The sequence below is a fragment of the Streptomyces sp. NPDC037013 genome, assembly GCF_055607265.1.
On record NZ_JBVJRV010000001.1, the window covers coordinates 1 to 26,287 of the forward strand.

General features: G+C 72.3%; 24 protein-coding genes. 12 read left to right on the top strand and 12 right to left on the bottom strand.

Features of this window, described 5'->3' with window-relative positions:
* The 3 genes from ACZ7DY_RS00005 to ACZ7DY_RS00015 form a co-directional block, all read right to left on the bottom strand.
* The coding region (locus ACZ7DY_RS00005; RefSeq protein ID WP_471130122.1) for a PhzF family phenazine biosynthesis protein at window positions 1-94 on the bottom strand (94 nt) is incomplete at its 3' end.
* A 143-nt stretch (window positions 95-237) separates the two neighbouring features.
* The gene (locus ACZ7DY_RS00010; RefSeq protein ID WP_471127853.1) at window positions 238-1,509 is read right to left on the bottom strand and encodes an NAD(P)/FAD-dependent oxidoreductase; all 1,272 of its coding nucleotides are present in this window, start codon (window positions 1,507-1,509) and stop codon (window positions 238-240) included.
* A complete protein-coding gene (locus ACZ7DY_RS00015; RefSeq protein ID WP_471127855.1) occupies window positions 1,509-1,832 on the bottom strand; it encodes a 2Fe-2S iron-sulfur cluster-binding protein in 324 nt (107 codons plus the stop codon). Before ACZ7DY_RS00015 ends, ACZ7DY_RS00010 begins: the two co-directional genes overlap by 1 nt.
* Before the next feature lie 638 nt (window positions 1,833-2,470).
* On the opposite strand from ACZ7DY_RS00015, the gene ACZ7DY_RS00020 reads away from it, so the two are divergent.
* On the top strand, window positions 2,471-3,367 hold the full coding sequence (locus tag ACZ7DY_RS00020; RefSeq protein ID WP_471127857.1) for an aromatic prenyltransferase: 897 nt from the start codon (window positions 2,471-2,473) through the stop codon (window positions 3,365-3,367).
* Between the two features lie 108 nt (window positions 3,368-3,475).
* Here ACZ7DY_RS00020 and ACZ7DY_RS00025 read toward each other — a convergent pair whose 3' ends face one another.
* On the bottom strand, window positions 3,476-4,933 hold the full coding sequence (locus ACZ7DY_RS00025; RefSeq protein ID WP_471127859.1) for a multicopper oxidase family protein: 1,458 nt from the start codon (window positions 4,931-4,933) through the stop codon (window positions 3,476-3,478).
* A 229-nt stretch (window positions 4,934-5,162) separates the two neighbouring features.
* Here ACZ7DY_RS00025 and ACZ7DY_RS00030 point away from each other — a divergent pair, with 229 nt between their 5' ends.
* The 3 genes from ACZ7DY_RS00030 (at window position 5,163) to ACZ7DY_RS00040 (ending at window position 8,320) form a co-directional block, all read left to right on the top strand.
* Complete coding sequence (locus ACZ7DY_RS00030) at window positions 5,163-6,263, top strand: methyltransferase (protein WP_471127861.1); 1,101 nt, start codon at window positions 5,163-5,165, stop codon at window positions 6,261-6,263.
* A 319-nt stretch (window positions 6,264-6,582) separates the two neighbouring features.
* Window positions 6,583-7,662 carry a polyprenyl synthetase family protein gene (locus ACZ7DY_RS00035; RefSeq protein WP_471127863.1) on the top strand — a complete coding sequence of 360 codons (1,080 nt, stop codon included), beginning with the start codon at window positions 6,583-6,585 and terminating at the stop codon, window positions 7,660-7,662.
* 175 nt (window positions 7,663-7,837) lie between these two features.
* Window positions 7,838-8,320, top strand: a complete 483-nt coding sequence (locus ACZ7DY_RS00040; RefSeq protein WP_471127866.1) for a hypothetical protein — start codon at window positions 7,838-7,840, stop codon at window positions 8,318-8,320.
* 2 nt (window positions 8,321-8,322) lie between these two features.
* Here ACZ7DY_RS00040 and ACZ7DY_RS00045 read toward each other — a convergent pair whose 3' ends face one another.
* On the bottom strand, window positions 8,323-8,646 hold the full coding sequence (locus tag ACZ7DY_RS00045) for a 2Fe-2S iron-sulfur cluster-binding protein (RefSeq protein ID WP_471127869.1): 324 nt from the start codon (window positions 8,644-8,646) through the stop codon (window positions 8,323-8,325).
* A gap of 248 nt (window positions 8,647-8,894) precedes the next feature.
* A complete protein-coding gene (locus ACZ7DY_RS00050; protein ID WP_471127871.1) occupies window positions 8,895-9,815 on the bottom strand; it encodes a LysR family transcriptional regulator in 921 nt (306 codons plus the stop codon).
* Between the two features lie 202 nt (window positions 9,816-10,017).
* Between ACZ7DY_RS00050 and ACZ7DY_RS00055 the strand changes: the two genes are divergently transcribed.
* The 5 genes from ACZ7DY_RS00055 (at window position 10,018) to ACZ7DY_RS00075 (ending at window position 17,135) form a co-directional block, all read left to right on the top strand.
* Entirely contained in the window at window positions 10,018-11,319 is a 1,302-nt protein-coding gene (locus ACZ7DY_RS00055) for a cytochrome ubiquinol oxidase subunit I (RefSeq protein ID WP_471127873.1), read from the top strand.
* Between the two features lie 60 nt (window positions 11,320-11,379).
* Entirely contained in the window at window positions 11,380-12,402 is a 1,023-nt protein-coding gene (gene cydB, locus ACZ7DY_RS00060) for a cytochrome d ubiquinol oxidase subunit II (RefSeq protein ID WP_471127876.1), read from the top strand.
* A 28-nt stretch (window positions 12,403-12,430) separates the two neighbouring features.
* Window positions 12,431-14,191, top strand: coding sequence for a thiol reductant ABC exporter subunit CydD (gene cydD, locus ACZ7DY_RS00065; RefSeq protein ID WP_471127878.1), 1,761 nt, complete (start codon window positions 12,431-12,433; stop codon window positions 14,189-14,191).
* Window positions 14,192-14,262: 71 nt separating this feature from the next.
* Entirely contained in the window at window positions 14,263-15,972 is a 1,710-nt protein-coding gene (gene cydC, locus ACZ7DY_RS00070) for a thiol reductant ABC exporter subunit CydC (protein ID WP_471130125.1), read from the top strand.
* A 164-nt stretch (window positions 15,973-16,136) separates the two neighbouring features.
* Window positions 16,137-17,135, top strand: coding sequence for a TIGR03842 family LLM class F420-dependent oxidoreductase (locus tag ACZ7DY_RS00075; RefSeq protein WP_471127881.1), 999 nt, complete (start codon window positions 16,137-16,139; stop codon window positions 17,133-17,135).
* Here the strand turns inward: ACZ7DY_RS00075 and ACZ7DY_RS00080 are convergent.
* A complete protein-coding gene (locus tag ACZ7DY_RS00080; RefSeq protein ID WP_471127884.1) occupies window positions 17,116-18,639 on the bottom strand; it encodes an NCS1 family nucleobase:cation symporter-1 in 1,524 nt (507 codons plus the stop codon). The genes ACZ7DY_RS00075 and ACZ7DY_RS00080 overlap by 20 nt on opposite strands.
* A gap of 140 nt (window positions 18,640-18,779) precedes the next feature.
* Here ACZ7DY_RS00080 and ACZ7DY_RS00085 point away from each other — a divergent pair, with 140 nt between their 5' ends.
* The gene (locus ACZ7DY_RS00085) at window positions 18,780-19,445 is read left to right on the top strand and encodes a DUF4232 domain-containing protein (RefSeq protein WP_471127886.1); all 666 of its coding nucleotides are present in this window, start codon (window positions 18,780-18,782) and stop codon (window positions 19,443-19,445) included.
* Window positions 19,446-19,501: 56 nt separating this feature from the next.
* Here the strand turns inward: ACZ7DY_RS00085 and ACZ7DY_RS00090 are convergent, their stop codons facing one another.
* On the bottom strand, window positions 19,502-20,566 hold the full coding sequence (locus tag ACZ7DY_RS00090; RefSeq protein WP_471127889.1) for a lipoate--protein ligase family protein: 1,065 nt from the start codon (window positions 20,564-20,566) through the stop codon (window positions 19,502-19,504).
* A 227-nt stretch (window positions 20,567-20,793) separates the two neighbouring features.
* Between ACZ7DY_RS00090 and ACZ7DY_RS00095 the strand changes: the two genes are divergently transcribed.
* Window positions 20,794-22,167, top strand: a complete 1,374-nt coding sequence (locus ACZ7DY_RS00095; protein WP_471127892.1) for a cryptochrome/photolyase family protein — start codon at window positions 20,794-20,796, stop codon at window positions 22,165-22,167.
* Between the two features lie 17 nt (window positions 22,168-22,184).
* On the opposite strand, the gene ACZ7DY_RS00100 is transcribed toward ACZ7DY_RS00095, so the two are convergent.
* From ACZ7DY_RS00100 to ACZ7DY_RS00115, 4 genes are all read right to left on the bottom strand, one after another.
* On the bottom strand, window positions 22,185-22,619 hold the full coding sequence (locus tag ACZ7DY_RS00100) for a hypothetical protein (protein WP_471127894.1): 435 nt from the start codon (window positions 22,617-22,619) through the stop codon (window positions 22,185-22,187).
* 119 nt (window positions 22,620-22,738) lie between these two features.
* Window positions 22,739-23,740, bottom strand: coding sequence for an ArsR/SmtB family transcription factor (locus ACZ7DY_RS00105; protein WP_471127897.1), 1,002 nt, complete (start codon window positions 23,738-23,740; stop codon window positions 22,739-22,741).
* A gap of 96 nt (window positions 23,741-23,836) precedes the next feature.
* On the bottom strand, window positions 23,837-24,490 hold the full coding sequence (locus ACZ7DY_RS00110) for an SDR family NAD(P)-dependent oxidoreductase (RefSeq protein ID WP_471127900.1): 654 nt from the start codon (window positions 24,488-24,490) through the stop codon (window positions 23,837-23,839).
* Between the two features lie 36 nt (window positions 24,491-24,526).
* Window positions 24,527-25,174, bottom strand: a complete 648-nt coding sequence (locus tag ACZ7DY_RS00115) for an RNA polymerase sigma factor (RefSeq protein WP_471127902.1) — start codon at window positions 25,172-25,174, stop codon at window positions 24,527-24,529.
* 99 nt (window positions 25,175-25,273) lie between these two features.
* On the opposite strand from ACZ7DY_RS00115, the gene ACZ7DY_RS00120 reads away from it, so the two are divergent.
* Window positions 25,274-26,275 carry a MerR family transcriptional regulator gene (locus tag ACZ7DY_RS00120; RefSeq protein WP_471127905.1) on the top strand — a complete coding sequence of 334 codons (1,002 nt, stop codon included), beginning with the start codon at window positions 25,274-25,276 and terminating at the stop codon, window positions 26,273-26,275.
* Window positions 26,276-26,287 lie beyond the last annotated feature (12 nt).

Below are 26,287 nucleotides of genomic sequence, written 5' to 3' on the forward strand. Positions count from 1 at the left end.
TGCCGCTCAGGTCGTCGCTGTCGAAGAACACCGCCACCGGGTTACCGGACAGGGGCTTTTCGGCAAACGCGTCGACCACTACATAGGTGTGCATCTGTTCCGTTCTCCGCTCGTCCTTCGGGTCGAAGCCCACGATGCGCGGTCAATCTTTGGCGGGAACGGATTCCTGCTGGAATCACGCCGAACCCGCCCCGGCTCGGTGGCGCGGGGCGGGTCCGTACGTGTTTCCTGACGCCCTCACAGGGGTACGGGCGTCTCCGTTCCGCCCCTGAGGAACCTCCGGAGGTGCTCCTTGAGGCCGAACCCCGGAGCCGAGGCCTCCGCGGGCGTCAGGACGGCACCCTCCGCAAGGAGCCGGCGCGCGGCGAGGTGGTCGGCGGGGCGGTTGACCGACTCGACCGCCTGGAGGGCTTCCCCTCGGAAGAGGAGCACCGAGAACGCGCCGGGGTCGTCGCCGGTCACCACCTCGGTCTCGTGCCCCTCGTCGAGCCCCGCGATCTGCAGGGTCGTGTCGAACTGATCGCTCCAGAACCAGGGCAGTTCGTCGTACGAGCCGGTCGTGCCGGTCAGCCGCCTGGCCACCGCCAGACCGTGGCCGACGGCGTTCTGCACCGATTCCAGCCGCAGCAGGTTCCCGGAACGCACCTGCGGGAACGCCGCGCAGTCCCCGATGGCGGAGATGTGCGGGTCGGCGGTGAGCAGCCGGGAGTCGACGACGATGCCGTCGTTCACCGGGAGACCGGCCTCGGCGGCCAGCTCCGTGCGCGGGGTGACGCCGGCGCCGATGAGGACCAGGTCGGCGGGGAGCCGGCTGCCGTCGGCAAGCTCCACCGCCGTGACGCCCGAGCGCGGGCCGCCGTGCAGGGCCGCGACGCCCTGTCCGAAGAGGAGCCGGGTGCCCCGGTCGCGGTGCAGCCGCGTGAAGTACTCCGCGGTCCGCGCCGAGACGGCGCGGGCGAGCGGCCGGTCGAGGGCTTCCGCGACGGTCGTCTCGACGCCCGCTTCCCGTGCCGCGGCGGCGAATTCGAGGCCGATGAACCCGGCTCCCACCACGACCGCGCGCCGCGCCCCGGCGAGTGAGGCCCTTAGCGCGGCGGCGTCCTGCGCGGTGCGCAGGGTGTGCACGCCGCGCAGCCCGGCACCCGGCACGTCGAGGGTGCGCGGCGCGGCGCCGGTGGCCAGGACGAGGTGGCCGTAGTCGTACGTGGTGCCGTCGGTGAGGCGCACCGTGCGGGCGGCCGGGTCGATCCCGGCCACGGTCCCGGCGACGAGGTCGATGGACTGGCGCACGTAGTACGTCGCGGGGCGCAGCCAGAGCTGTGCCTCGTCCGCCTCGCCCTTGAGGTAGGCCTTGGAGAGCGGCGGACGCTCGTAGGGGAGGGCGTCCTCGGCGCTGATGAGCGTGATGCGGCCCTCGTAACCGTGTTCGCGCAGGGAGGCCGCCGTCTGGTGGCCGCCCTGCCCGGCCCCCACGATGACGACGGACGGCGGGTGGGTGCTGTCCTTCATCAGTTCTGCCGTTCGGGGGTGTGGACGATCAGGCCGTCCAGGGCGTCGCTGGACTTCAGCTGGCAGCTGAGCCGGCTGTTGGGGCGGCGCTCGCACGCGGTGAAGTCGAGCATCTCGTTCTCCCGCTCCTGCGGCGGCTCCAGCTTGTCGAGCGTGGTCTCGTCGACGTAGACGTGGCAGGTGGCGCACTGCATGTTGCCGCCGCACTGGGCGACGATCCCGTCGATGTCGTTGAAGACGGCGCCGCGCATGACGCTCGTCCCGGCGGGGACGTCGACGGTCCGCTCGGTGCCGTCGACGGAGATGTACGTGATCTTGGGCATGGCAAAGGGCTCCTCGAAGGGGGAGACACACGGAAAACACACGGGAAACACACGGAAGAAGGCACGGAGAGACGCACGGAAGACGCGCACAGAGCAACGCAGGAAAAAGACGTGGCCGTGGGCGAGGGGGAACGCGACGTCCCTCTCAACGCACCGTCGCATGCGGGCCGTTCGGACACGCGACGTCCGGGGCCACGGGCATGGCGACTGGTTCGGAGCGTACCAAAGGAGCCCGTGACGGAGCCAGGAAGCGCCGGGCGGCCGGGGGCCTTCCCAGGGACAGCCGGGAGGCACGCATTGATGCCTCCGGGGATATCTGCACATGGCAAAACCGGTCTTGGAACGCATGAGAAGTTCTCTCTACTGTTCTTACCGAGGCGGGAACGCGGCGCACAGCCGCACCAGACTCCCGCCCGGCGGCCGTCCTCCCCCGTCCGGCCGCCGGGCGGGCCCTCCCGTGCCCCGCCGCGCGCCCCGGAAACCGGTGCAGCGATTCTCGACCCGGCCCCGAGCCGCGGTCACCATCATTCAGCTCGAACGGCCTGGACTCGCTGGTCGGGGAGGTCCTCGCAGACGGCACCCCGCGGACCCGAGGGGCCCGCTCGACTGAACTCCGTATCGACATGTGGGGGATTTTGATGTCCGGTAAAGCTGACATAGAGAGTCTGTACACGGCCGTCGAGGAGGCGGCCGGACTGCTGGGCGTGGCCTGCTCGCGCGAGAAGATGTGGCCGGCCCTGACCGCCTTCCAGGACATGATCACCGACCCCATCGTCTTCAACATGGTGACCAGCGGGGGCCGGATCGGGGACCTCTCCTTCGACTTCATGGTGCCGCCGAGCGCCGGTGACCCCTACGAGACAGCCGTGGCCAACGGCCTCGCGGAGGAGACCGACCACTCCATCCGCGGGCTGTTCACGGAGGTCCTGAAGCGCTTCCCCGTGCAGACCTTCGGTGTCGACCAGCGGCTCGGCGGCGGCTTCAGCAAGACCTACACCTTCTTCCCGCAGGGGCAGTTGCAGGAACTGACCGCACTGGCCGAGGTCCCCGCCATGCCGCCGGGGCTCTCCGAGAACCTCCGTACGTTCACCGAGTTCGGCCTCGGCGACAAGGTCTCGGCGCTTGCGATCGACTACGGGCGCCGGACCTGGAACGTCTACTTCAACGGGCTCTCCTCCGACTACGTCCAGCGCAAGACGGTCCGCTCGATGCTCGACGCGTTCGGGCTGCCGGAGCCGAGCGCACGGATGCTCGACTTCATCGAGACCTCCTCGGCGCTCTACCCGAGCTTCAGCTGGGACTCCTCGAAGGTCGAGCGGATGAGCTTCTCCACGAGGACCACGGATCCCGCGGCGCTCCCGGCCCGCGCGGAGCCGCTGCTCGGGAAGTTCGCGCGGAACGTGCCGCACACGTACGACGGCGACTGCGTCCTCGTCTACGCCGGTGCGCTCTCGCGCAGCGAGGAGTACTTCAAGCTCGCGGCCTACCACCGGATGTCCGCCGCGGCCCACGACCGGGTCCGCCCCGTGAGCTGACGCACGCCGCGGTCCGCACACCGCGGCCCGCACGCCGCGACCCGCCCGCCCGACCGCTCGTTCCACGCGGTCGGGCGGGCGGGTCTTTTGGTGCCCGCCGGCAGGGCGTCAGCTGATCTTCATCGTCGCCATCATGCCCATCGCCGAGTGGTCGAGCATGTGGCAGTGGTACACGAACTCGCCGGCATAGGTGTCGAAGGTCGCCTGCAGCTTGACCGTCTCACCGGGCTGGAGCACCACCGTGTCCTTCAGCCCCGACTCCGAAGGGCCCGGCGCGGCCCCGTTCCGCTCCAGTACCCGGAACTGCACCAGGTGCATGTGGAAGTTGTGCGGGGCCTTCACGTTGGCGTTGGTGACGGTCCAGACCTCGCTCGCGCCGTGCCGGATCATGGCGTCGACGCGCTCGGGGTCGTACACCTTCTCGTCCATGTACGCCTGCGGGTTGGTGCGGCCGTCCTCGTCCATGCGCAGCACGATGGTGCGGCTGTTGGTGGGGGTGGGCAGCGGCGGCAGGGTGCGCAGCACGGACGGCACCGAGCTCGGGTCGTCGGCGGTGCGCGTCACGTCGAAGCGCATCACCTGCCCGACCTGCTCGACGGGTCCGCGGCCTGCGGTGTTCTGCAGGACGATCTGGCTGCCGACCGGGTAGCGGGAGAAGTCGATGACGATGTCCGCGCGTTCGCCCGACGACAGGTAGACCGACTTGGTGGTGGACGGGCGCGGCAGCAGCCCGCCGTCCGAACCGATCTGCACCAGGTCGCCGCCGTCCGCGAGGCGCAGCTCGAAGAAGCGCATGTTGGACGTGTTGGCGAAGCGCAGCCGGTACTTGCGGGCGGCCACTTCGAAGTACGGGTAGGGCGCCCCGTTCACCAGGAGGGTGTTGCGGTTGCGGTCGCCCATGGCGTACAGGAGCTGGCCCGTCGGCTCGAAGTCCACGTCGCGCAGCTCGATCACGACGTCGTACTTGCCCTTGGGCAGCGGCAGGGCCTCCTCCTCGGCGTCACTGATCAGATAGCTGCCGTGCAGGCCCCGGTAGACGTTCTCCGACTCCACGTGGTGGGCGTGGTCGTGGTACCAGAGCGAGGCGTGCGGTTGCTTGTTGGGGTAGTGGTATACGCGGGTCTCGCCCGGGTCGATGGTGTCCATCGGGCCGCCGTCGCTGTCCGGGGCGACCGAAGCGCCGTGCAGGTGGCGGGAGATGGGCACGTCCAGGTCGTTGTGCTGGATGATGGAGACGGGTCGGTTCCGGCGCGCCTTGATGGTCGCGCCGGGGAACTGCCCGTCGTAGGTGAGCAGTTCGGTGCGGATGCCCGGCAGGATCTCCTTGGTGATCTTGCGCGTGGTGATCTCGTACGTGTCCATGCCGCCGTCGGTGAAGATCGGCCTGGCCACCGGTATCAGCGGCATCGGCACCTTGAAGAGCTCGATGGCGGGAAGGACCGCTGCGGCAGGCGTGTCGGCGGCCTCGGCGTCGCGGGCGTTGTACAGGGGTGCCAGGGCGGCCCCGGTGAATCCTACGGATGTGACGGCCATTCCGGCACCGAGTACACGGCGTCTGCCGATCATGGTGTTTCTCCTTCGTGCTGCCTGACGTGATCAAGCGAATCATCACGAGCGGTGCTCGGCACCGGCTGGACGCTCGCTCGACCCGCTTGACGGGCATCCGTACAGGTGCACGAGTGCGACTCCAGCGAAATGCGACATTCCAGCCGGAGGGTGAGACGTACAGGCGGGGCTCGTGCGCGATCCGTGCGCCCTGACACCTCGCAGGAAAGAGAGAGGGGACACCCCACCCATGACATCCGCACGGCACGGGGGAGCGGACAGCTCGGAGGCGGTCACCACCGCGCACGGCACCGATGCACAAGAGCGGCACCCGGGCTCCCCGGCCGACTCCGAGCACGTGACGGACGAGCTGCTCGAACTCTCCCTGGGCTACCTGTACTCGGCCGCCCTCCACACCGCCGCCCGCTTCGCCGTCGCCGACCACCTCGCGGACGGACCGCGGACGGCCGACGAACTCGCCGAGGCCGCCGGCGTCAACGGCCCCTACCTCTACCGGGTGCTACGGCTCCTCGCGACCAAGGGAGTCTTCCGCGAGGACGAGGCGGGCCGCTTCCACCTGACCCCGCTCGCGCAGCACCTGCGCTCCGACGGCGAACGTTCGCTGCGCAGCTACGTGATGGTCCGCGGCGAGCCGGTCTTCTGGCAGTCGGCGGCCCAGCTCCACGAGGCGGTGCGCACCGGCACCACCGCCTTCGAGAACGTGTACGGCGTCCCCTTCTACGACCACATAGCGGCCGATCCGGAGCTGAGCCGGGCCTTCAACTCCAGCATGGCCGCGTTCTCCGAGGCGCTCAGCAACGGCATCGTCGAGGCCTTCGACTTCTCGGGGTTCAAGACCGCCGTAGACGTGGGCGGCGGACGCGGCGGCCTGCTCCGCGAGGTCCTGCGGCGCAACCCGCACATGACCGGCACCCTGGTCGACCTGGAGTCGGTCGTGGCCGGCCACGTCCTTGACCTGCCGGAACTGGCCGGGCGCTGGAGCGCCGAGCCGGGGGACTTCTTCACCGCCGTGCCCTCCGGCGCCGACGTCTACCTCCTCAAGCACGTCCTGGCGAGCTGGCCGGACGAGGAGTGCGTGCGCATCCTGCGCACCTGTCACGCGGCGATGCCCGACCACGCACGGCTCCTCGTCATCAACGCCCTGATCCCGCCGGGCAACGAACCGCACGCGGGCAAGACCGGCGACATCCTGATGATGACGGTCCTGAACGGCCGGGGCCGCACCCGCGCGGAGTACGAGGAGTTGCTGACGGCGGCGGGGTTCACCGTCACCCGGGTCATGGACACCTCCTCGCACGCCTCTGTCGTCGAGGCGGCCAAGGCCGGGTAACGGAGCTCGACCGGAGCTCAAGTCCCCCCGCCCATACTCGAACCGGGCTTCATCGCCCGTATACCGCACCGATCCCGTCCGGCGCGGCCAGGACACCGCCGGCCCCGAGGACAGCGGTCCTCGCGGCGCGGCCGTCGCCGGCGGTGTCCAGCAGGCCTGCCCGTACCGACGGCAGGTCTTTCCCCACGGCCCCCGCGCCCGTGTGACGGCGACCGGCCCCCAAAGCGCAGCGCGCTGCGGACCCACCTCCAGCGGCAACCCCGGCCGACGGGGTGCTCGCCGCTGCCCGACTCCGATGAGAACTAGGGAAGTTGACGTTATGACGAGCACCCCCATCAGCCCCGTGGAGGCCGTCGAGGACACGCTCCGCCGGTTCTTCGCCGCCCGCCGGGACGAGGCCGCACAGATCGGTGAGGCCTGCGCCGACGCGGTCACCGAGCTGGAGACCTACGTCCTGCGCGGCGGCAAGCGCGTGCGCCCGACCTTCGCCTGGCTCGGCTGGATCGGCGCCGGGGGAGAGGCCCACGGCGCCACCGCCGACGCGGTGGTGCGCGCGGGCGCCGCACTGGAGCTGTTCCACGCATCGGCGCTGATCCACGACGACGTCATCGACGCGGCCCCGACCCGCCGCGGCGCCCCCGCCGCCCACATGACGTTCACCGGCCGGCACCGGGAGCGGTGCTGGAACGGCGACGCGGAGCTGTTCGGCACCGGGGCGGCGATCCTGGTCGGCGACCTGGCCCAGGGCTGGGCCGACGACCTGCTCCACACCTCCGGCCTGTCGCCGCAGGCGCTGGCGCGGGTCTCCCCGGTCTGGTCGGCGCTGCGCGCCGAGGTCCTGCACGGGCAGCTGCTCGACCTGACGGCCGAGGCGTCGGCCGAGGAGGACATCGAGACGCCGCTGCGGGTCAACGAGTACAAGACCGCCTCCTATACGGTGGCGCGCCCGCTGCACCTGGGTGCCGCCGTCGCCGACGCGGACGATGAACTCATCGCCGCCTACCGTGCGTTCGGCCATGACATCGGCGTGGCGTTCCAGCTGCGCGACGATCTGCTCGGCGTGTTCGGCAGCCCGGAGGAGACCGGCAAGCCGTCCGGCGGCGACCTGATCCAGGGCAAGCGCACGGTACTGTTCGCGACGGCCCTGAAGTACGCCGACGAGCGGGACCCGGACGGCGCGAAGTTCCTCAGGGCCAGGATCGGCACCCCGATCACCGACGAGGAACTCACCGCGATGCGCGCCGTCATGACGGACGTGGGGGCGGTCGACCACATCGAGCGCGACATCGCCCTGCGCACCGAGCGGGCCCTCACCGCGCTGCGGGAGAGCAGCGCCACCGACGAGGCGAAGGACCGCCTCACCGAGATGGCGATCAACGCGACGCAGCGCACGTCCTGACGCGAGAGAGCGGTACGGCCGCCCGCCGTACCGCTCCCGTGGTGCCCCGGGCCGGGAGTCCGTCGAATTCGCGTCCTATTGCCGCCCCCGCCGGAAGGGAAGAACGCCTTCCGCCGCCGCTGCTAAGTTGACGCCACATAACGCTCGTACTCCCGCGAAACACCAGGACAGTACTGTGGTTCGATTCTTGGCGGCGGCCGGAGGCCTGACGCTCACCGCGGCCGCGTGCGCATGGCTCGTCATGGACCCGGCCATGGCGGAACAGAACGCCGGCCGGGACCTTCCCACGCTCCTGCTGAGTCCGGCCGGCGGCAAGAACGCCGCCGCGTCCGCCGACGACGGCCCCGGCACCGCCTGGCGCTTCACGGCGAGGGACGTCGACGGCACTCGACGGGGCGGTGGGTTCGAGACCTGCGCCAAGGAGGGCACCGGGCGCGCCGCGGTCACCGTCTACTGCTCGGGCATCATCGACCTCGCCGACGACGGGAAGATCAGCTACCAGGCCTCCCGGCCCCTCACCGAAGGCGCCCGGAGCGGCCGCGGAGGCATCACCGGCGTGGTCACCGGCGGCACCGGCACCTACACGGGCGCCCAGGGCGAGATGGTCCTCAGCCTGCCCGACTCCGGCGGCGAGGCCTGGAGAGCCGAGTTCCGCTGACGTCAGTTCTGCCGTTCGGGGGTGTGGACGATCAGGCCGTCCAGGGCGTCGCTGGACTTCAGCTGGCAGCTGAGCCGGCTGTTGGGGCGGCGCTCGCAGGCGGTGAAGCCGAGCATCTCGTCCTCGCCCGGCTCGCGGGGCTCCAGCTTGTCCAGGGTGCTCTCGTCGACGTAGACGTGGCAGGTGGCGCACTGCATGTTGCCGCCGCACTGGGCGACGATCCCGTCGATGTCGTTGAAGACGGCGCCGCGCATGACACTCGTCCCGGTAGGCACGTCGACGGTCCGCTCGGTGCCGTCGACGGAGATGTACGTGATCTTGGGCATGGGAGGAACTCCTCTGAAGGCGCGGGGCCGCGCGCCGGCGGGCTCATGGGCACAAGCGCCGGGCGAGCGGCCGTTGAAGAGGGGTGGAGTGCCGCTCGGAGAGCCGGGTGGGGACGCGACACCCTCGCCAACTCGCCTTCACACACCGGCCGTCGGGACGTGGGGGACCACATCCGGAGACAGGGCGGCAGGACGGACCGTACCAAAGGGTCGTCCCCGCGCGCCAGGAACGGGCCGTGCCCGCCGCGTCACGTCCGGGGCCGGGGCGGGTCGGGCAGCCGGTGGGTCATGAACGGCCGCGCGGTGATGAACTCCCGGAACTGCACGGCGGCTTCGGACAGATAGCCGTCACGGCGCCAGACGAGGTTGAGCACGCGGTAGCAGGCGGGGGCGGCCACGTGCACCCACGCGACCGGGACCCGGGTGTCGGTGCCGGCCTGCCGGGACATCGCGGGGATGAGCCCGATGCCGAGACCGGCGCTGATCAGCACCTGGCTCGCGCCCGGCTCGTCGCCCTCGCACGACAGCAGCGGCGCGGACAGCCCCTCGGACGCGAACAGCCGGTCCAGCAGCGTGCGTTGCCAGTGACCCCTGCGCGTCGTGACGAAGGGCTCGTCGGCGATCTCGGGGATCGTCACGCTCTCGCGCCCGTCCAGCCAGTGCCCGCGCGGCACCGCGAGCAGCACCTCCTCGCGGGCGAGCTCGATCGACTCCAGGTGCGAGCCGGTCAGTGGCTGGGACGCGACGCAGAAGTCGACCTCGCCGACGCGTAGTTGACGTTGCATCTCCTCCGCGTTCGACTGGTAGAGCCGCACCTCGGCGCGCGGGTGCGTGGTGCGGAAGCTGCCGAGGACCGTGGTGATGGTCAGGAGCGTCTCGCTGGCGATGCTGACCCGGCCGAGCCCCTGGTCACCGGCCTCCCGCACGGCCCTGATGCCGTCGTCGAGCCCGCTCAGGGTACGGTCCACGTGGCGCAGGAACATCGCGCCGTACTCATTGAGCCTGATGCCGCGGCCCTGCCGTTCGAAGAGCGGGGAACCGAGTTCGGCCTCAAGGCGGGCGATGGTGCGGCTGAGCGACGGCTGGGCGACGCAGAGCTCCTCCGCGGCGCGGCTGATGTGCTCGAAGCGGGCGACGGTCTGGAAGTAGCGCAACTGCAGTAGATCCACGATTCACCTTCACTCATGCCTGTCGAGGCATCGTCACATGGCAAAACCGGTCTTGGAAATGCATAAGCATCCTTCTCTACGGTCATACCAGGGGTCACCGCGCGGGTGACGGGCAACGGAGCCCGGCATCCGCACACGCGACGCGAGGGCCCCGGCGCACACCCGTTCACCGCTCGACACCCCTCCCCAGGAAGGTCCCATCATGAGCGCTGCGGAGCTGGCAAGGCTCCAGTTCGCGGCCACGACCGGCATCCACTGGCTGTTCGTGATCCTCACCATGGGGCTCGTCCCCATCGTCGCGATCATGCACACCCGGGCCGCATACGCCCGCGATCCCGCCAAGAAAGCCGTCCGGGAACGCATGACCCGCTTCTGGGGTCAGCTCTACGTCATCAACTACGCGGTCGGCATCGTCACCGGCCTCGTCATGGAGTTCCAGTTCGGGCTCAGCTGGAGCGGCCTCAGCAAGTTCGCGGGCAACGTCTTCGGCGCACCGCTGGCCCTCGAGACCCTCATCGCCTTCTTCGCCGAGTCCACCTTCCTCGGCATGTGGATCTTCGGTTGGGGCCGGCTGCGCAGGGGCGTGCACGTCACGCTCATCTGGCTGGTCGCCCTGACCGCGTACGCCTCCGGCTACTGGATCCTGATCGCCAACGGCTTCATGCAGCACCCCGTCGGATACGAGGTGCGCGACGGAGCCGCCTACCTGACCGACTTCGGCGCGCTGCTCACCAACTCCAGCGCCCTGGTCGCCCTCCTGCACCTCGCGCTCGGCGCCCTGACGACGGGCGGCATCTTCGTCGCCGGTGTCAGCGCGTACCACTTCCTGCGCCACACCAAGGAGACCGAGCTGTTCCGCGGCTCCCTGCGCCTGGGCGTCTGGGTCTCCATGGTCGCCTCGTTCTTCGTCGTCATCGTCGGCGAGATGCAGCGGCCCATCATCGAGCGCACCCAGCCGATGAAGGACGCGGTCCTGGAGAACAGCGGCGTCGCGGAGGTGCAGGCGCAGCTCGTCAAGGAGTTCGGGCCAGGCAACTACGTGCCCTGGCAGGACACGATGCGGATCTCGATGGACGCGATGTCGCTCATCGGCAACACGGTCTCCACCATCACGTTCCTCGCCGTCATCCTGCTCTGGAAGGACCGCCTGATCCGCTGGCGGTGGGCCTCCTGGATCATGGTGGCGACGATCCCGTTCCCCTTCATCGCCTCCGTCGGCGGCTGGATCGTCCGCGAGGTCGGACGCCAACCCTGGCTGGTCTACGGCCAGTTGACGGTCGACGACGCGCTCTCCCACGTGGGGAGGACCTCGCTGCTGATCTCCTGCACGTTGTTCATCGCCATCTTCCTCGCGCTGGCCGTGACCAACTGGACCCTCATCACCCGCTTCGCCCTCCGCGGCCCCGACGCCACCCAGCTCGGCGTCACCGAGCCGCTCCCGGACGAGCTCCCCGACCTGCCGGAGGGCAGCGCCGGCGACAAGCAGCCCGTGCCCACCTTCTGAGCCGGGCCCGCCCGGCACCCACGACATGACGTCCCCTGCTGTAACGGAAAGTTGAGCGAGATGAGTCTGGAGACCGTCTGGCTGGCCCTCCTGGGCCTGCTACTCGCCGGGTACTTTGTGCTCGGCGGCTACGACTACGGCGCGCAGATGCTGCATCCCTTCCTCGGCCGCGACGGTCAGGAGGAGCAGCGCACCAGCGGGAACGCCGCCCTCGACGCCATCGCGCCGTTCTTCCTGGGCAACGAGGTGTGGCTGGTCGCCTTCGCCGGCGTCCTCTTCGGTGCCTTCCCGCACCTGGAAGGCACCCTCCTGGCCGGCATGTACCCGCTGATCGTCGCGATCCTCGTCGGCCTGGTCCTCGGCAACGCCGCGGTCCAGCTGCGCCGCCGCTCCCACAGCGCGCGCGGCCGCCTGACGTGGGACGCCCTGATCGTCTTCGGCGGCACCGTGCCCGCCGTCTGCTGGGGTCTCGTCGTCGGGCTGATGCTCCACGGTGTGCCCCGCCGCGCCGACGGCAGCTTCCACATCGGGTTCGGCGAGGTCTTCACGCCGTTCGTACTGGTCTGCGGAGCGGCCGCCGTGCTGCTCTTCGCCGCGCACGGCGCGACCTTCGTAGCCCTGCGCTCGGCACCTGAAGTCGCCGCCAGGGCACGGAAAATGGGCGCCACGTTGATCGCCGGAGCCGGAGCGGCCGGCGCCCTCGCGCTGGTCCTCTCCCTGGCCGGCTCGGGCGCCTCGATGACCAACCGCGCGACCTCGGTCGTCATCACCGCGGTCTTCGCGGCGGCGCTCGCGACCGCCTGGTGGTACCTCAACCGCGGGCGTCACGTCCTGGCGTTCGCCGCCACCTGCGTCGCGACCGCGCTGCCGGTGCTGCTCCTGGGGGCCGGTCACTACCCGTACCTCCTGACCACCGGGGCCGGCGCGGGGCTCGACATCGACCACGCCATCACGGACGACGCCACCCTGAAGATCCTCAGCGGGTTCGGGGTCCTGGTGATCCCGACGATCCTCGCCTACCAGTTCTGGAGCTGGTGGGCCTTCCGGGGGCGGACGGGCCAACGTCACCCCAGCTATTTCTGACCCCGGAAAGCGACGAGAGGGACCCACGATGAAGCCCGTCGAACGCCGTCTGACACGGGAGATCCCCGTACTGCGGCGCCACATGACGTACTCCTCGGTACTGGCCCTGGCGGGCGCCGGGCTCATCGTCACCCAGGCGGTCCTGCTGGCGACGGCGCTCGCGGACGGCTTCGCCGGACACGGGCTCCGCGCCGGCACGCTGGCCGCGCTCGGCGCCGTCATGGCGCTGCGCGCGCTGCTCACCTGGGTCCGCGGCGTCCTCGCCCAGCGGGCCGCCGCCGAAACCAAACGAACCCTGCGCGACCGCATCACCGGACACCTGCGCCACACCAACCCCCTGCGCCTCGCCGCGGGCCGCCACGGTGAGACGGCCACCCTGCTCACCCGGGGCCTCGACGCCCTCGACCCCTACGTGGTCGGCTACCTGCCCACCAAGGCGGCCACCGCCGTGGTGCCCCTCACCGTGGTCGCCGCCGTGGGGTGGACCGACTGGACCTCGGCACTGATCATCGTCATCACCCTGCCGCTGATCCCCGTCTTCGGTGCCCTCGTCGGCATGCACACCGCCCAACGCACCGCCCACCAGTGGCAGTTGCTGTCCCGGCTCGGCGGCCACTTCCTCGACGTGGTGGCCGGACTGCCCACCCTGCGCGCGTTCGGCCGCGAACGGCATCAGACCACCGTGGTGCACGAGATGGCCGACGCCCACCGCAGGGCCACCATGCGCACCCTGCGCGTGGCCTTCCTCTCCTCGCTGATCCTGGAGACCGTCGCCACCCTCTCCGTGGCACTGGTGGCCGTCCCCGTCGGACTGCGCCTGCTCCACGGCGAAGTGGACCTGCGCACGGCCCTGGTCGTCCTCTTCCTCGCCCCCGAGGCGTACCTCCCGCTACGCGCCATGGGTGGGGCCTTCCACGACAGCGCCGAGGGCGTCACCGTCGCCGAGCGGGTCTTCGCCACACTCGACGAGGAGGACGCCGGCCCGGCGTCCGCCGACCGCCCCGCCGTCCCCGACGCCCGCACCGCCCCGCTGCGCCTGGACGACGTCACCGTCCAGTACCCGGGCCGGGCCGCGCCCGCCCTCCACCACGTCTCCCTGGCCATCGCCCCCGGCGAGCACGTCGCCCTCATCGGCCCCAGCGGGGCGGGCAAGTCCACGCTCCTCTCGCTGCTCCTCGGCTTCGTGACCCCCACCTCGGGCCGGGTCACGGCCGACGGCACCGACCTCGCCGGCCTCGCGCCGGACGGCTGGTGCGCCCAGGTCGCCTGGGTGCCGCAGCGCCCGCACCTGATCGCGGCCTCCGTCGCCGAGAACATCCGCCTCGGACGGCCCGACGCGAGCGACGACGAGGTACGGCAGGCGGCCCGCGCCGCCTTCGCCGACCTCTTCGTCGAGGAACTGCCCCAGGGGTACGAGACCGTGCTCGGCGAGCACGGCGCCGGGATCTCCGCGGGCCAGCGCCAGCGGATCGCCCTGGCCCGCGCCTTCCTCAAGGACGCCCCCGTCCTGCTCCTGGACGAGCCGACCGCCCACCTCGACCCCGAGAGCGAGGCCGCGGTCACCCGCGCCACCGTCGCCCTCATGCGCGGCCGCACCTCGGTGGTGGTGGCCCACCGCACGAGCCTGCTCCCACACGCGGACAGAATCATCACGGTACGAGAGGGCTCCCTCTCCACTCCGACCCTCCGCGCCGACCAGAGCTTGTCCGCTGCCCCGAGCCTCCCGCCCCACCCGGACCTCCCCTCCCACCCCCGCACGGCGTCCACGGAAAGGCTGGCGGCCTCATGACTCCGTACACCTCGGCCCCCGGCCCCCGACAGGCCGCTGCCCCCCGACAGGTCCGGTCGTCGCGGCCCACCGTGCGGTTGTTGCGGTACCTCTTGCCGTACTGGCGTCGGTTGTTGCCCGCCGCGCTTGCCGCGGGCGGTAGTGAGCTGGCCGGTGCCGCCCTCATGGCCACCGCGGCCTGGCTGATCACGCGTGCCGCCGAGCAGCCGCCGCTGGCCGCGGTGAGTGTCGCCATCGTCGCCGTGCGCGCCCTCGCCCTGGGGCGCGGTGCCCTGCGCTACGTCGACCGGCTCCTCGGCCACGACGGCGTGCTGCGGGCCGTCGCCGGCTTCCGCACCCGCGTGTACGAGGCGCTCGTGCCGCTCGCCCCCGCCGGCACCCCCGCCTACCGCAGCGGCGACCTGCTGACCCGGCTCGTCGACGACGTCGACGCCGCACAGGACCTGCTCCTGCGGGTCATGATCCCGGTCACCGCGGCCTGCCTGGTCGCCGCGACCGCCACCGGCCTGGCCGCCCTGCTGCTGCCGGCGGCGGGGCTGCTGCTCGGCGTGCTGCTCGCCGTCGCGGGGATCCTCGTGCCCGCCCTGGTGCTCGCGCTCTCCCGCCGCGGTGGCCGCGCGGAGAAGGCCGCGCGCGCCGAACTCGCCGCCGTCACCGTGGACTTGACCCGGGGCGCCGCGGACCTCGCCGCCTACGGCGCCCGGGGCCGTACCGACGACCGGGCCCGCCGGGTCGCCGCCCGCATCGCCGCGCTGGAGCGCCAGAAGGCGCTGACGACCTCGCTCGCCCAGGCCGTGGTGCTCGGCCTGCAGGGCGCGGCCACGGTCGGCGTCACCTGGCTCGCGCTGCGCGCCCACACCGCGGGCGACCTGCCCGCCGTCCAGCTCACCGTCCTCGCGGTCCTTGCCCTCGTCTCCTTCGAGGCGCTCGCGCCGCTGCCCGCCGCCGCCCGGCACTTCGCCGGGGTGCGGGCCTCCGCGCGGCGGCTCGCCGACCTCTTCGACACCCCGGCGCCGGTCGCCGACCCGCCCGCCCCGGCCCCGCTGCCCGCCGAGGGGCCGCTCGACGTCACCGTCACCGACCTGCGGGTGCGTCACCTGCCGGACGCGCCGCCCGCGCTGGACGGCGTCAGCCTGCGGGTGCCGCACGGCCGGCGCGTCGTCCTGCTCGGACCCAGCGGCTCAGGCAAGTCGACGCTGATCGCCGCGCTCATGCGGTTCGTGCCGTACGAGTCGGGCAGCATCCGCGTCGGCGGGCGTGAACTCGCCGAGTGCGCGGGCGCCGACGTCCGCCGCGCGATCACCGGCATGACGCAGGACGCGCACGTCTTCCACGCCAGCATCCGCGCCAACCTGACCCTGGCCCGTCCCGGCGCCACCGACGCCGAGCTGCGCGACGCGGCCCGCAGGGCCCGCGTCCTGGAGTGGATCGAGTCGCTGCCCGACGGCTGGGAGACCTTGGTCGGTGGGGACGGCGCCACGGTCTCCGGCGGCCAGCGCCAACGGCTGCTCCTGGCCCGCGCGTTGCTCGCCGACCCGCCCGTCCTCGTCCTGGACGAACCCACCGAGGGGCTCGACCCGGAGACCGCGGCCGCGGTGCTCGCCGACATCCTCGACGCCACCCGCGGCCGCACCACGCTCCTGGTCACGCACGAGCGGGCGGGCCTCGCCGCCGCCGACCAGATCCTCACGATGGACCGCGGCCGCCTCCGCGCCGTCGACCACGAGGACCTCGCCCGAGTCCCGGATGTGTCGGACGGCCTTGCCGCCACAGCTCCCTGACGCTTCGTCATGGGCGCCGACAGGCCCCGGAAACCGTAGCCGGACGCCCGCCGAGTCCCTCTTGCCAAGCTCCGGCAAGAAGCCGAGGATTGTCCCTCCTCGGACGGCTTTGGGACGTCAGAGGTGTCATTCGACCTGCGTGACCTGCGTGAGGAGCCGGGGCCATGGATTTCGGACTCGTACTGCAGACCGACCCGCCCGCTTCGGAGGTCGTCGGCCTCATGCGGCGCGCGGAGCGGAGCGGCTTCCGCTACGGCTGGACCTTCGACTCGGCGGTCCTGTGGCAGGAGCCGTTCGTCATCTACAGCCGCATCCTCGAACACACCACGCGGCTGACCGTCGGCCCCATGGTCACCAATCCGGGCACCCGCACCTGGGAGGTGACCGCCTCCACCTTCGCCACCCTCAACGACATGTACGGCAACCGCACCGTGTGCGGGATCGGGCGCGGCGACTCGGCGATGCGCGTCGCGGGGCGCAAACCCAACACCCTCGCCCGGCTAGGCGAGGCGATCGGCGTCATCCGCGACCTCGCCGAGGGCCGCGAGGCGGACGTCGACGGACAGACGCTGCGGCTGCCGTGGGTGCGGAACGGCAAGCTGCCGGTGTGGATGGCGGCGTACGGGCCGAAGGCGCTCGCGCTCGCCGGGGAACGGGCGGACGGCTTCATCCTGCAGCTCGCCGATCCCTACCTGACGCAGTGGATGGTCAAGGCCGTGCGGGACGCGGCCGCCGCCGCGGGCCGCGACCCGGCCGACGTGAAGATCTGCGTGGCCGCGCCCGCCTACGTCGGCGACGACCTCGCGCACGCCCGCGAACAGTGCCGCTGGTTCGGCGGCATGGTCGGCAACCACGTCGCCGACCTGGTCGCCAAGTACGGCGAGCACTCCTCGATGGTGCCCGAGGCCCTCACCGCGTACATCAAGGCCCGCGAAGGGTACGACTACAGCCACCACGGCCGGGCCGGGAACCCCGACACCGCCTTCGTGCCCGACGAGATCGTCGACCGGTTCTGTCTGCTCGGCCCCGTCGAGTCCCACCTCGAACGCCTCAGGGAGCTCAGGGAGTTGGGCGTCGATCAGTTCGCGGTGTACGCGATGCACGACGCGCGCGAGGACGTCATCGACGCGTACGGCTCCTCGGTCATCCCGGCGCTCTCCTGACGTCGGCCGAGGCGGGGCGCCGCCACGGCAGGCTCGTGACGGAGTGGAGGACCAGCGCGGCGAAGAGGCCCACGGCCCACCCGTAGTCGGCCAGCGGCTTCAGCGCGGGGATCAGCCCGTCCCGGGGGAACGGGCCCTTGCCGGGCGCGGAGTGGGAGCCGCCCACCGCGAGGGCTCCGCCCACGCCGAAGGCGAGCAGCGCCCGCCAGTTCCAGCCGTTGGCGTACCAGTAGCGGCCGTGCGGCCGGTACAGGTCCGCGAGGTCGAGGACGGTACGGCGGACGATCCAGTAGTCGGCGATCAGCACGCCGGCCACCGTGCCGAGCAGCCCGCCGACCACACCGAGCCAGGTGAAGATGTACAGCTCCGGCGTCGCGGTCAGCTTCCACGGCATGACCAGGACACCGACCACGCCCGTGATCAGCGCCCCCACCCGGAAGTCGATGAGTCTCGGGGCGAGGTTGGCCAGGTCGTACGCGGGGGAGACCACGTTCGCGGCGATGTTGACGGAGATCGTCGCGATCAACACCGTCACCAGCGCGAAGAGCAGACCGAAGACGTTGTCCGTCTTGGCCGCGAGCTCCACCGGGTCCCAGATCGCCGCCCCGTACACCGCCTGCGAACCGGCGGTGACGAAGACCGACAGGAGGGCGAAGGCGGTCATCGTGGTCGGCAGCCCCAGCGTCTGCCCCCACACCTGGGCCCGCTGCCCCTTCCCGAACCGCGTGAAGTCGGGGATGTTCAGGGACAGGGTGGACCAGAAACCGATCATCCCCATGAGGGACGGGAAGAAGACCGGCCAGAAGTCGGCGCCCCAGCCCAGCCGCGACGGCTGGTCGAGGAGCGGCCCGAACCCGCCCGCCTTCGCCGCCATCCACACCAGCAGCGCCACGGCGCCGACCAGCACGAAGGGCGCCGCCCAGTTCTCGAACCGGCGCAGCGCCTCCATCCCCCGGTAGATGATGGCCAGTTCGAACGCCCAGAAGACGACGAAGCAGAGCCAGAGGGTCCACGGGTGGCCGCCCACCTCGGCGGCCTCCGCCCAGCCGCCGAAGATCTTGCCCATCAGCAGGAAGATCCCCTGGCCGCCGATCCAGGTCTGGATGCCGAACCAGCAGCACGCGACGGCCGCCCGGATCAGCGCGGGCAGGTTGGCGCCGCGCAGCCCGAAGGAGGCGCGGGCGAGCACGGGGAACGGGATGCCGTACTTGGGGCCCGCGTGCCCCGTGAGCAGCATGGGCAGCAGCACGATCACGTTGGCCAGCGCGATGACGAGCACGGCCTGCTTCCAGTCCATGCCGAGCGCCACCAGGCCTGACGCGAGCGTCCAGGACGGGATGTTGTGGGCCATGCCGACCCAGAGGGCCGCGTAGTTGTACACGCCCCAGGTGCGCCTTTCCGCGGGGACGGGGAGCAGGTCCTCGTTGGCGAAGCGCGGGTCGGGTGCCGTGGTGAGGTGCTGGGCGGTGGTCTCCCGTACGACGGGAGGGCGGGCGTCGTTCATGGGCGTGCGTCGTTCATGGGCAGGCCGTTCTCGACAGGGACAAAGGCGCTGCGCGGATGCCGGCGAGCTCACGCGGAGTGGGAGGACTGTACAACTCCCGTGCGGCTCGCGGGAGTAGGCGTACATGGCATGATCTCGGCGTGACCGTCGTACCGAGATCGCTCAGCCGCGCCGCGGCCCTGTCGGCGGCCGCGGCGCTCCTGGCCGGCTGCGGGCTCTCCGCGGAGCTGGACCGCGAGGTGAGCCCGGAGCGCGCCCCGGGCCCCGGGGCGACACGGACCGAAGCGGCCACGTCCGGCCCCACGGCGGCGCCGCCCGGCGCGGACATCCAGGCCACCCCGGGCCCGGACACCCCGCGATGCCCGAAGTCGGGCCTGCGGATGTCCCCGGGCATGGTGACCGCCGCGACGGGGCTGCGCGCGATGTCGGTGACGGTGACCAACTGCGGCGACGGCGCGCGCGAGGTGCGCGGCTACCCCGACATCCGCGTCCGCGGCCTGGACCGCGCGCTCTTCGCCGTGAACGTGCTCAAGGGGACGGAGCCCGTCACCACCATGGACGACCCCGGCCCGAGGCGCATCGCCCTGAGACCGGGGGAGTCCGCGTACACCTCCCTGGTCTGGCGGTACTCGGCCGTCGACGCGGCCACCCGGCGCGGCAGCGGCGTCTACGTCGAGATCGGCGCGGCCAAGGGCGCCCCGCGCCAGACCATCGAACCGGACGGCGGACTCGACATCGGCGAGACGGGCATGCTCGGCACGACGGCGTGGCAGCGCAGCCCTGCGGAAGGCCCCGAGCGGCCCTGAACAGCACCGGGAATCCGGACCGTGAATCCGGGCCGTGATTCCGGCCCCGGCCCGGCTCAGGGCACGCGCGCGGTCCACTCGGCGGTCGCGAACTTGGTCAGCACCAGCTCCTGGGCGCGCGCCAGCTCCTCACCGGTGACCTTCCCCTCCGTCAGGCCGTAACGGGAGCGGAAGGAGTCGATCATGCGGTCGATGACCGCCTCGCGCGGCAGTCCGGTCTGGCGGCGCAGCGGGTCGACGCGCTTCTTCGCGCTCCTCGTGCCTTTGTCGGAGAGCTTCTCCTTGCCGATGCGCAGCACTTCGAGCATCTTGTCCGCGTCGATGTCGTACGACATCGTCACGTGGTGCAGCACGGCGCCCGCCCCGCCGCCGACCGCGACCGTCCGCTTCTGCGCGGCGCCCGCGATCTTCCCCGCCTCCGTCGCGATGTCGTTGAGCGGCTGGTACCACGCCTTGATGCCCATGTCGGCGAGGGCGCCCAGCACCCAGTCGTCCAGATAGGCGTAACTGTCCTGGAAGGAGAGCCCCTGGACGAGGGCGTCCGGCACGGACAGGGAGTACGTGATGGTGTTGCCCGGCTCCACGAACATCGCCCCGCCGCCCGAGATCCGGCGCACGACCTCGATGCCGTGCCGGGCCGCGCCCTCGGCGTCGACCTCGTTGGCGAGCGACTGGAAGCTGCCGATGATCACCGAGGGGGACGCCCACTCCCACACGCGCAGCGTCGGCGGACGGCGGCCCGCGGCGACCTCCTGGGTCAGCACCTCGTCGAGGGCCATGTGCAGCGCGGGCGGCTGCGGCCCCTCGTGGACCAGCTGCCAGTCGTAGTCGGTCCAGTCGGTCGCATGGGCGAGGGCGCGGCGGACGGCGACGCCGATGCCCTCCGACGTCAGGCCGTACATGACGGTGCCCTCGGGGAGCGCGGCGTCGATGCGGGCCGCGAGCCCCGCCGCGTCCGTGTCGGCGGGCGCGCCGTCCAGCGCGCCGTTGATCGCGTCGAGCGCCTCGTCCGGTTCGAGGAAGAAGTCACCGGCCACGCGGGTGTGCCGCAGCTCGCCGTCCTCGACGTCCAGGTCCACCACGACGAGCTTGCCGCCGGGGACCTTGTACTCACCGTGCACCGTTGCTTCCTCCATGCCCGCGGGGAGCGGCCGCCCCCGTCCGATGTGCCGAATCGTCCCCCAACGCTAGCCGAGCGGGGGAATGTCCCGTTGCGCACCCCATATGGGGGAACGCGCACGGCACGGCGCATCCCCGGCGGCCCCTCCGGCCGAAGAGAGTGGGTGGCAGCATCCGGCCCAGGCCCGCCCTGGCTCCCTCCCCGGCACCCCCCTTTGGAGTCCGCACCATGCACATCTCGGTCGTCCTGTTCACCTCCGACCTGCGGGTGCACGACCATCCGCCGCTGCGCGCCGCCGCCAGACGCGCGGACGCGGTGGTGCCGCTCTTCGTCCGCGACCCGGCGATCGACGACGTCGGCGGCTCGGGCCCCAACCGCGAGGCGTTCCTCGCCGACTGCCTGACCGACCTCGACCGGCGGCTGCGGGAGCGCGGCGGCCGGCTCGTGGTGCGCTCCGGCGACCCCGTCGACGAGGTCCTGGCCGTCGTCCGGGCCGCCGACGCCGACGAGGTCCACCTGGCGGCCGGCGTCAGCCGGTACGCCCACGAGCGGGAACGGCGGCTGCGCGAGGCGCTGGAAGCGGACGGCAGGCACCTGCACGTCCACGATGCCGTGATCACCGCGGTCGCGCCCGGCGCCGTGACCCCCGCCGGGTCGGACCACTTCGCCGTCTTCACCCCGTACCACCGCCGCTGGTCGGCCGAGGGCGTACGGGCCGTCCTCGCCGCGCCCCGCACCGTGCGCGTGCCGGACCACATCCCCTCCGACCCCCTGCCGGTCCGTGACGACGTGCGGGGGCTCTCGCCGGGGCTCGCCGAGGGCGGGGAGGGCGCCGGCCGCGCGCGGTGGAAGGCGTGGCTGCGCGACGGTATCGACGCCTACGACACGACCCACGACGACCTGGCGGGCGACGCCACCTCCAGGCTCTCCCCGCATCTGCACTTCGGCACCCTGTCCTGCGTCGAACTCGTCCACGACGCGAGCAAGCGGAACTCCCGGGGCGCCGAGGACTTCGTGCGGCAGCTGTGCTGGCGCGACTTCCACCACCAGGTGCTCGCCGCGAGACCCGGCGCGGCCACCGGCGACTACCGCACCCGTGGCGACCGCTGGCGCTCCGCGAAGACGGCCAGGGAGGACGTCGCCGCCTGGCAGGAGGGGCGCACGGGCTACCCGATCGTCGACGCGGCCATGCGCCAGCTCCTGCACGAGGGGTGGATGCACAACCGCGGCAGGCTGCTGACCGCGAGCTTCCTCGCCAAGACGCTCTACGTCGACTGGCGGGTGGGCGCCCGCCACTTCCGCCGCCTCCTGGTCGACGGCGACCTCGCCAACAACCAGCTCAACTGGCAGTGGGTGGCCGGGACCGGCACGGACAGCCGCCCCAACCGGGTGCTCAACCCCGTCCTCCAGGCCAAGCGGTACGACCCGGACGGCGCCTACGTACGCCGCTGGGTGCCCGAACTCGCCGGCCTGCGCGGCCCCGCCGTCCACGAACCGTGGAAACTCCCGGCCGCCGAACGGGCGCGCTACGACTACCCCGAGCCCCTCCTCGAACTGGCCGACGGACTCGACCGCTTCAGACAGGCCCGGGGACTGACGTGAGGACCACGCCGGACGGTTCAGGGCCGCCGGTAGGGGAGGCAGAGCAGATCCTTGAGGTTGCCGTCGTCGAGACAGACGCGCACCAGCGCCGCCCCGCCGGGGACATCGGCCGGAACGAGTATGGGGCTGAACTCCTTGGTCGTACCGCAGGCCGTGTCGGCGGGGGCGGAGCCGGCCGAGCCCAGCAGCGCGCCGGAGGCGCTGTAGGTGTACACCCAGGTGCGCCGGCAGTACTCCGGGCCCGCCGAACTCACCGACTTGTGCGCCCCCTTCACCACGACCGACCGGTTGTACCAGGTGATCGTGCCCTTCGTCCACGTGTTCCCGACGGCGACGGGACCGTACGGGGTGACGGGGTAGGAGGTGACCTGAGCTTCGGCGGCGGGGGCACCCAGCAGGGCGCCCGCGGTCAGCAGGACGGAACCGGACGCGGCGGCGAGACGAGTCTGCATGCGAACTCCAGGAGGGGATCGGTTGGGTGAACCGGTTGCGGCTTCCCATCCTGGGCGGCCGTTCACCCCGCGGCCCACCTCTTAAGCCACGGCTTAAAGGGGGAGGGCCGACGGCGGCCTCACGGCTGTGCCGGGACGCCGGTCCGCAGCAGGGCGAGCCCGAGGGGAGTGATGAGGTGCAGCACGGAGCCGCCCCGGCGGCTGGTGGTGATGAGACCCGTGTTCCGCAGCACGGTCGCGTGCTGACTCGCCGCCGCGGCCGTGACGTCCAGGCGGCGGGCCAGTTCGCTCGTCGTGCAGCCCTCCGCCGTCACGCGCAGGGCGGCGGCCCGGGTGCGGCCCAGCAGGGACTGCAGGTTCCGGGTGGCGGAGCCGCCGGCTTCCGCAGGACCGGCACCGGTCAGCGGCCCCCGGAGGGCCGGCACGGTCAGCCGGGGCGGCTGGGCGGTGTCGAGCGGGTCCCACAGAAGGCTCACCGGATGCTTCGAGAAGACCGTGGGCGTGATGGTCAGCCCCCTGCCCTGCAGGCGCACCTCGACCCGTCGCGGGTAGGGGGCCTCAAGGACCGGTGGGCGCCAGCGGACCAGCGGCGCGCAGACCGAGCGCAGCAGCAGGTCGATGCCTCCCTCCACCAGCAGGTTCGCGCACCTGGTGGTCAGCGCGACCAGGTCGGACCGCCCCTGGTCCCAGTAGGGCTCCACGGTCAGCCGATGGCAGGCGCGGACGGCGTCGGCGAGCTCCCGCCGCGCGTCGCGGTCGCCCTCCGAGACCCGCCTGGCCCACGGCAGTTGGCCGGGGTGGAAGGCGAGCCCCTCGAACTCGCGCCGCAGCCGGGCCGCCGGGGCGTGCAGCAGGTTGTCCACGGCATGGTCCAGGGAGGGTACGTCGCCCATCAGCGCCAGCAGGTCAAGTCCGGGCCCACGCACCGGGATCAGGGAGGTCAGGGGGCGCGTGTCCGCCCCCATCCGGCCCGCGACCGCCGAACGCCACGCGCCGAGGTGGGGCAGCGCCCGCCTCTCCTTCAGCAGCTCCAGGCTGTAGTAGACCTCCGCCGCGACCCCGATCGTCGCGGCCACCCGGGTCCGGGTGAGGTCGTCCGCCGTGAAGTGGATGCGTAACACCGGCCGGCCCCCTGTCGCCGCGGTGGAGCGGGTCAGCCTCCAGCATGCCCAACCCGGCCTGCCCTGGGGCCACTTCAGGCCAGAGGCCGGACGCTCTCACGCCGAGGTGATCCTTTCCACCACAGAGAGGGCTGCCGTGAGCGCGTCGGCGCCCGGCGGGAGCGCGGGCGGCAGGCCGATGAGCGCCCGGTCGGTGAAGCCGGTGTCCAGGTGCGGCGCGCGGAAGTCGAGGACCGCCACCGACCGCGGCACGAGCTCCTCGGCGAGCACACCGAGCCAGCCGCTCAACGCCGCCTTGGAAGCGGTGTAGTCCGCGGTGCCCGCGACGGGACCTGCGTCGAGCGGGCCGGTGACCGCCAGCAGGAACCCCTTGTCCGCCACGACCGGCGCCGCGCCCCGCAGGACGGCCATGGGGCACAGTGCGTTCACCGTGAGCAGATGGCCGGCCGCCGCGTTCGACACCTCCTCGACGGCACCGAAACCCGCCGCCCCCACCGTCGCCACGACCCCGTCGAGCCCCGGCAGCACGCGGGCCGCCCACGGGCCGAGGGCGGTGCACTGGTCCAGGTCGCACGCCTCGAAGCTCCGGGAGGGGCAGTCGCCGAGATCCTGGGCGAGCGTGGCCAGACGTACCGGATTGCGGCCCGCGAGAGCCACTTGCGCACCCTGTTCGGCCAGGGCGCAGGCCACGAGACCGCCGAGGACCCCGGTGGCGCCGACCACCAGGACGCGGGTTCCCGAGATGTCCATTTCGCTGCCTCCAAGTAGGGCCGGGAACCGGCCGGTTCAGGCCGCCGGGGACGTCAGGCGGGACGGTTCACGGGCCCCGGTCCCGGCGGACGGTTTCAGGCCGTCCCGCAGGGCCCGCAGCCCGCGCCGGGTGTGGCTCTTGACCGTGCCGAGCGGCAGCCCCGTCCGCTCCGAGATCTGGGTCTGCGTCAGATCCGCGTAGAACGCGAGGCCGATGACCAGCCGCTGGGCGGAGGGCAGGTTCGCCAGCTCGCGCCGGACCAGGATCCGGTCGATGACGTGCTCCAGGGAGTGTTCGGCGCGTGGCCCGGCGCCGTGGGCCGTCTCCTGCCGGGCGCCCACGGCCGCCACGACCACGGCACGCCTGGCCCGCGCGGCGAGCGCGTCGGCGATCTTGTGCCGGGCGATGCCCACCAGCCAGCCGCCCAGGTCACCCGCGCCCGCCCGGTACCCGTGCCGGCCGCGCCAGGCGGCGAGGAACACCTGCTGCGTCACGTCCTCGGCGTCCGGCCCGTCCCCCAGGGCGCGCCCCGCGAGCCCCTGCACGAGCCGCCCCCAGCGCCGGTACGCCGCCGCGAGGCAGAGCGCGTCACCGGCGGCGAAGCCCGCCGCGAGCTGATCGTCCCCGAGCAGGTCCTCGGGGTGCCGGAAGCCGGCGAAGGTCCCGGTGTCGACCGCCACCATGATGTGTACTCCTCGTACAGGGGCCGGAGTTGCCCTCAGATTGGTGACAGCCCGCGAGAGACGACAACTTGCAGCGCTTGTGCGTCGTATCGTCGCGGGATGGGCGCAACAGGGCAGCCGGACCCCTCCCGGCCGAACGAGACCGACCCCGCGCTGACCACGGGGTCCGTCGCCCGCAGACTGGGCGTCGCGCCGACCACGCTGCGCTCGTGGGAGCGGCGCTACGGCATCGGGCCCGCGGACCGCAGGGAGCAGGGCAGACACCGCCGCTGGACCCCCGAGGACGTGGGCCGGGTGGAGGAGATGTGCCGGCTCACCGCGCTCGGCGTGCCGCCGGGCGAGGCCGCGCGCCTGGCCCTGCGGGAGGCCGGGGCCGAGGTGCCGCGGGCGAGGCAGGGCGGCGACCCCGGCGCCCTCTCCCTCGGCAACGTCCGTCAGGAGTGCCGCGGCCTCGCCAGGGCGGCGGTACGGCTCGACGCGCCCGCCGTGGAGTCACAGCTGCGGACCACGGTGCAGGCGTACGGCTTCACCACGGGGTGGGAAGAGGTCATGGCCCCGGCGCTGCACGCCATCGGCCGCAAATGGGCGTCGTGCGGCGAGCGGTACGTCGAGGTCGAGCACCTGCTCTCCTGGCACGTCTCCTCCGTGCTGCGCCGCGTCCCGGACCCCGGCGCGGACACCGACGCGGACGACGCGGGGACGCGCGCGCCGGTGCCCCGCGCGCCGGTGCTGCTCGCCTGCGTCCCCGGCGAACAGCACACCCTCGCGCTGGAGGCGCTCACCGCGGTGCTCGGCGAACGGTCCCTGCCCACCAGGATGTTCGGCGCCGCCCTCCCGGCGGAGGCGCTGTACGAGGCGGTGCGGCGCATCGGCCCCTCGGCCGTGGTGCTCTGGGCGCACTCGCGGAACACCGCCGACCGCGCGCTTGTGCACCTCGTCACGGAGGCGGAGTGGGGCGTACGGGGAGCCAGGAGCCGGCCCGCCGTGCTGGTCGCGGGACCCGGCTGGTCGACGGCGGCGGGGGCGTACGCGCCGGGGGTGGAGCGGCTGACGGGACTGCGGACGGCGGCGGACCGGATCGGATCACTCTTCGCGGCGTGACCGGCGTGACCG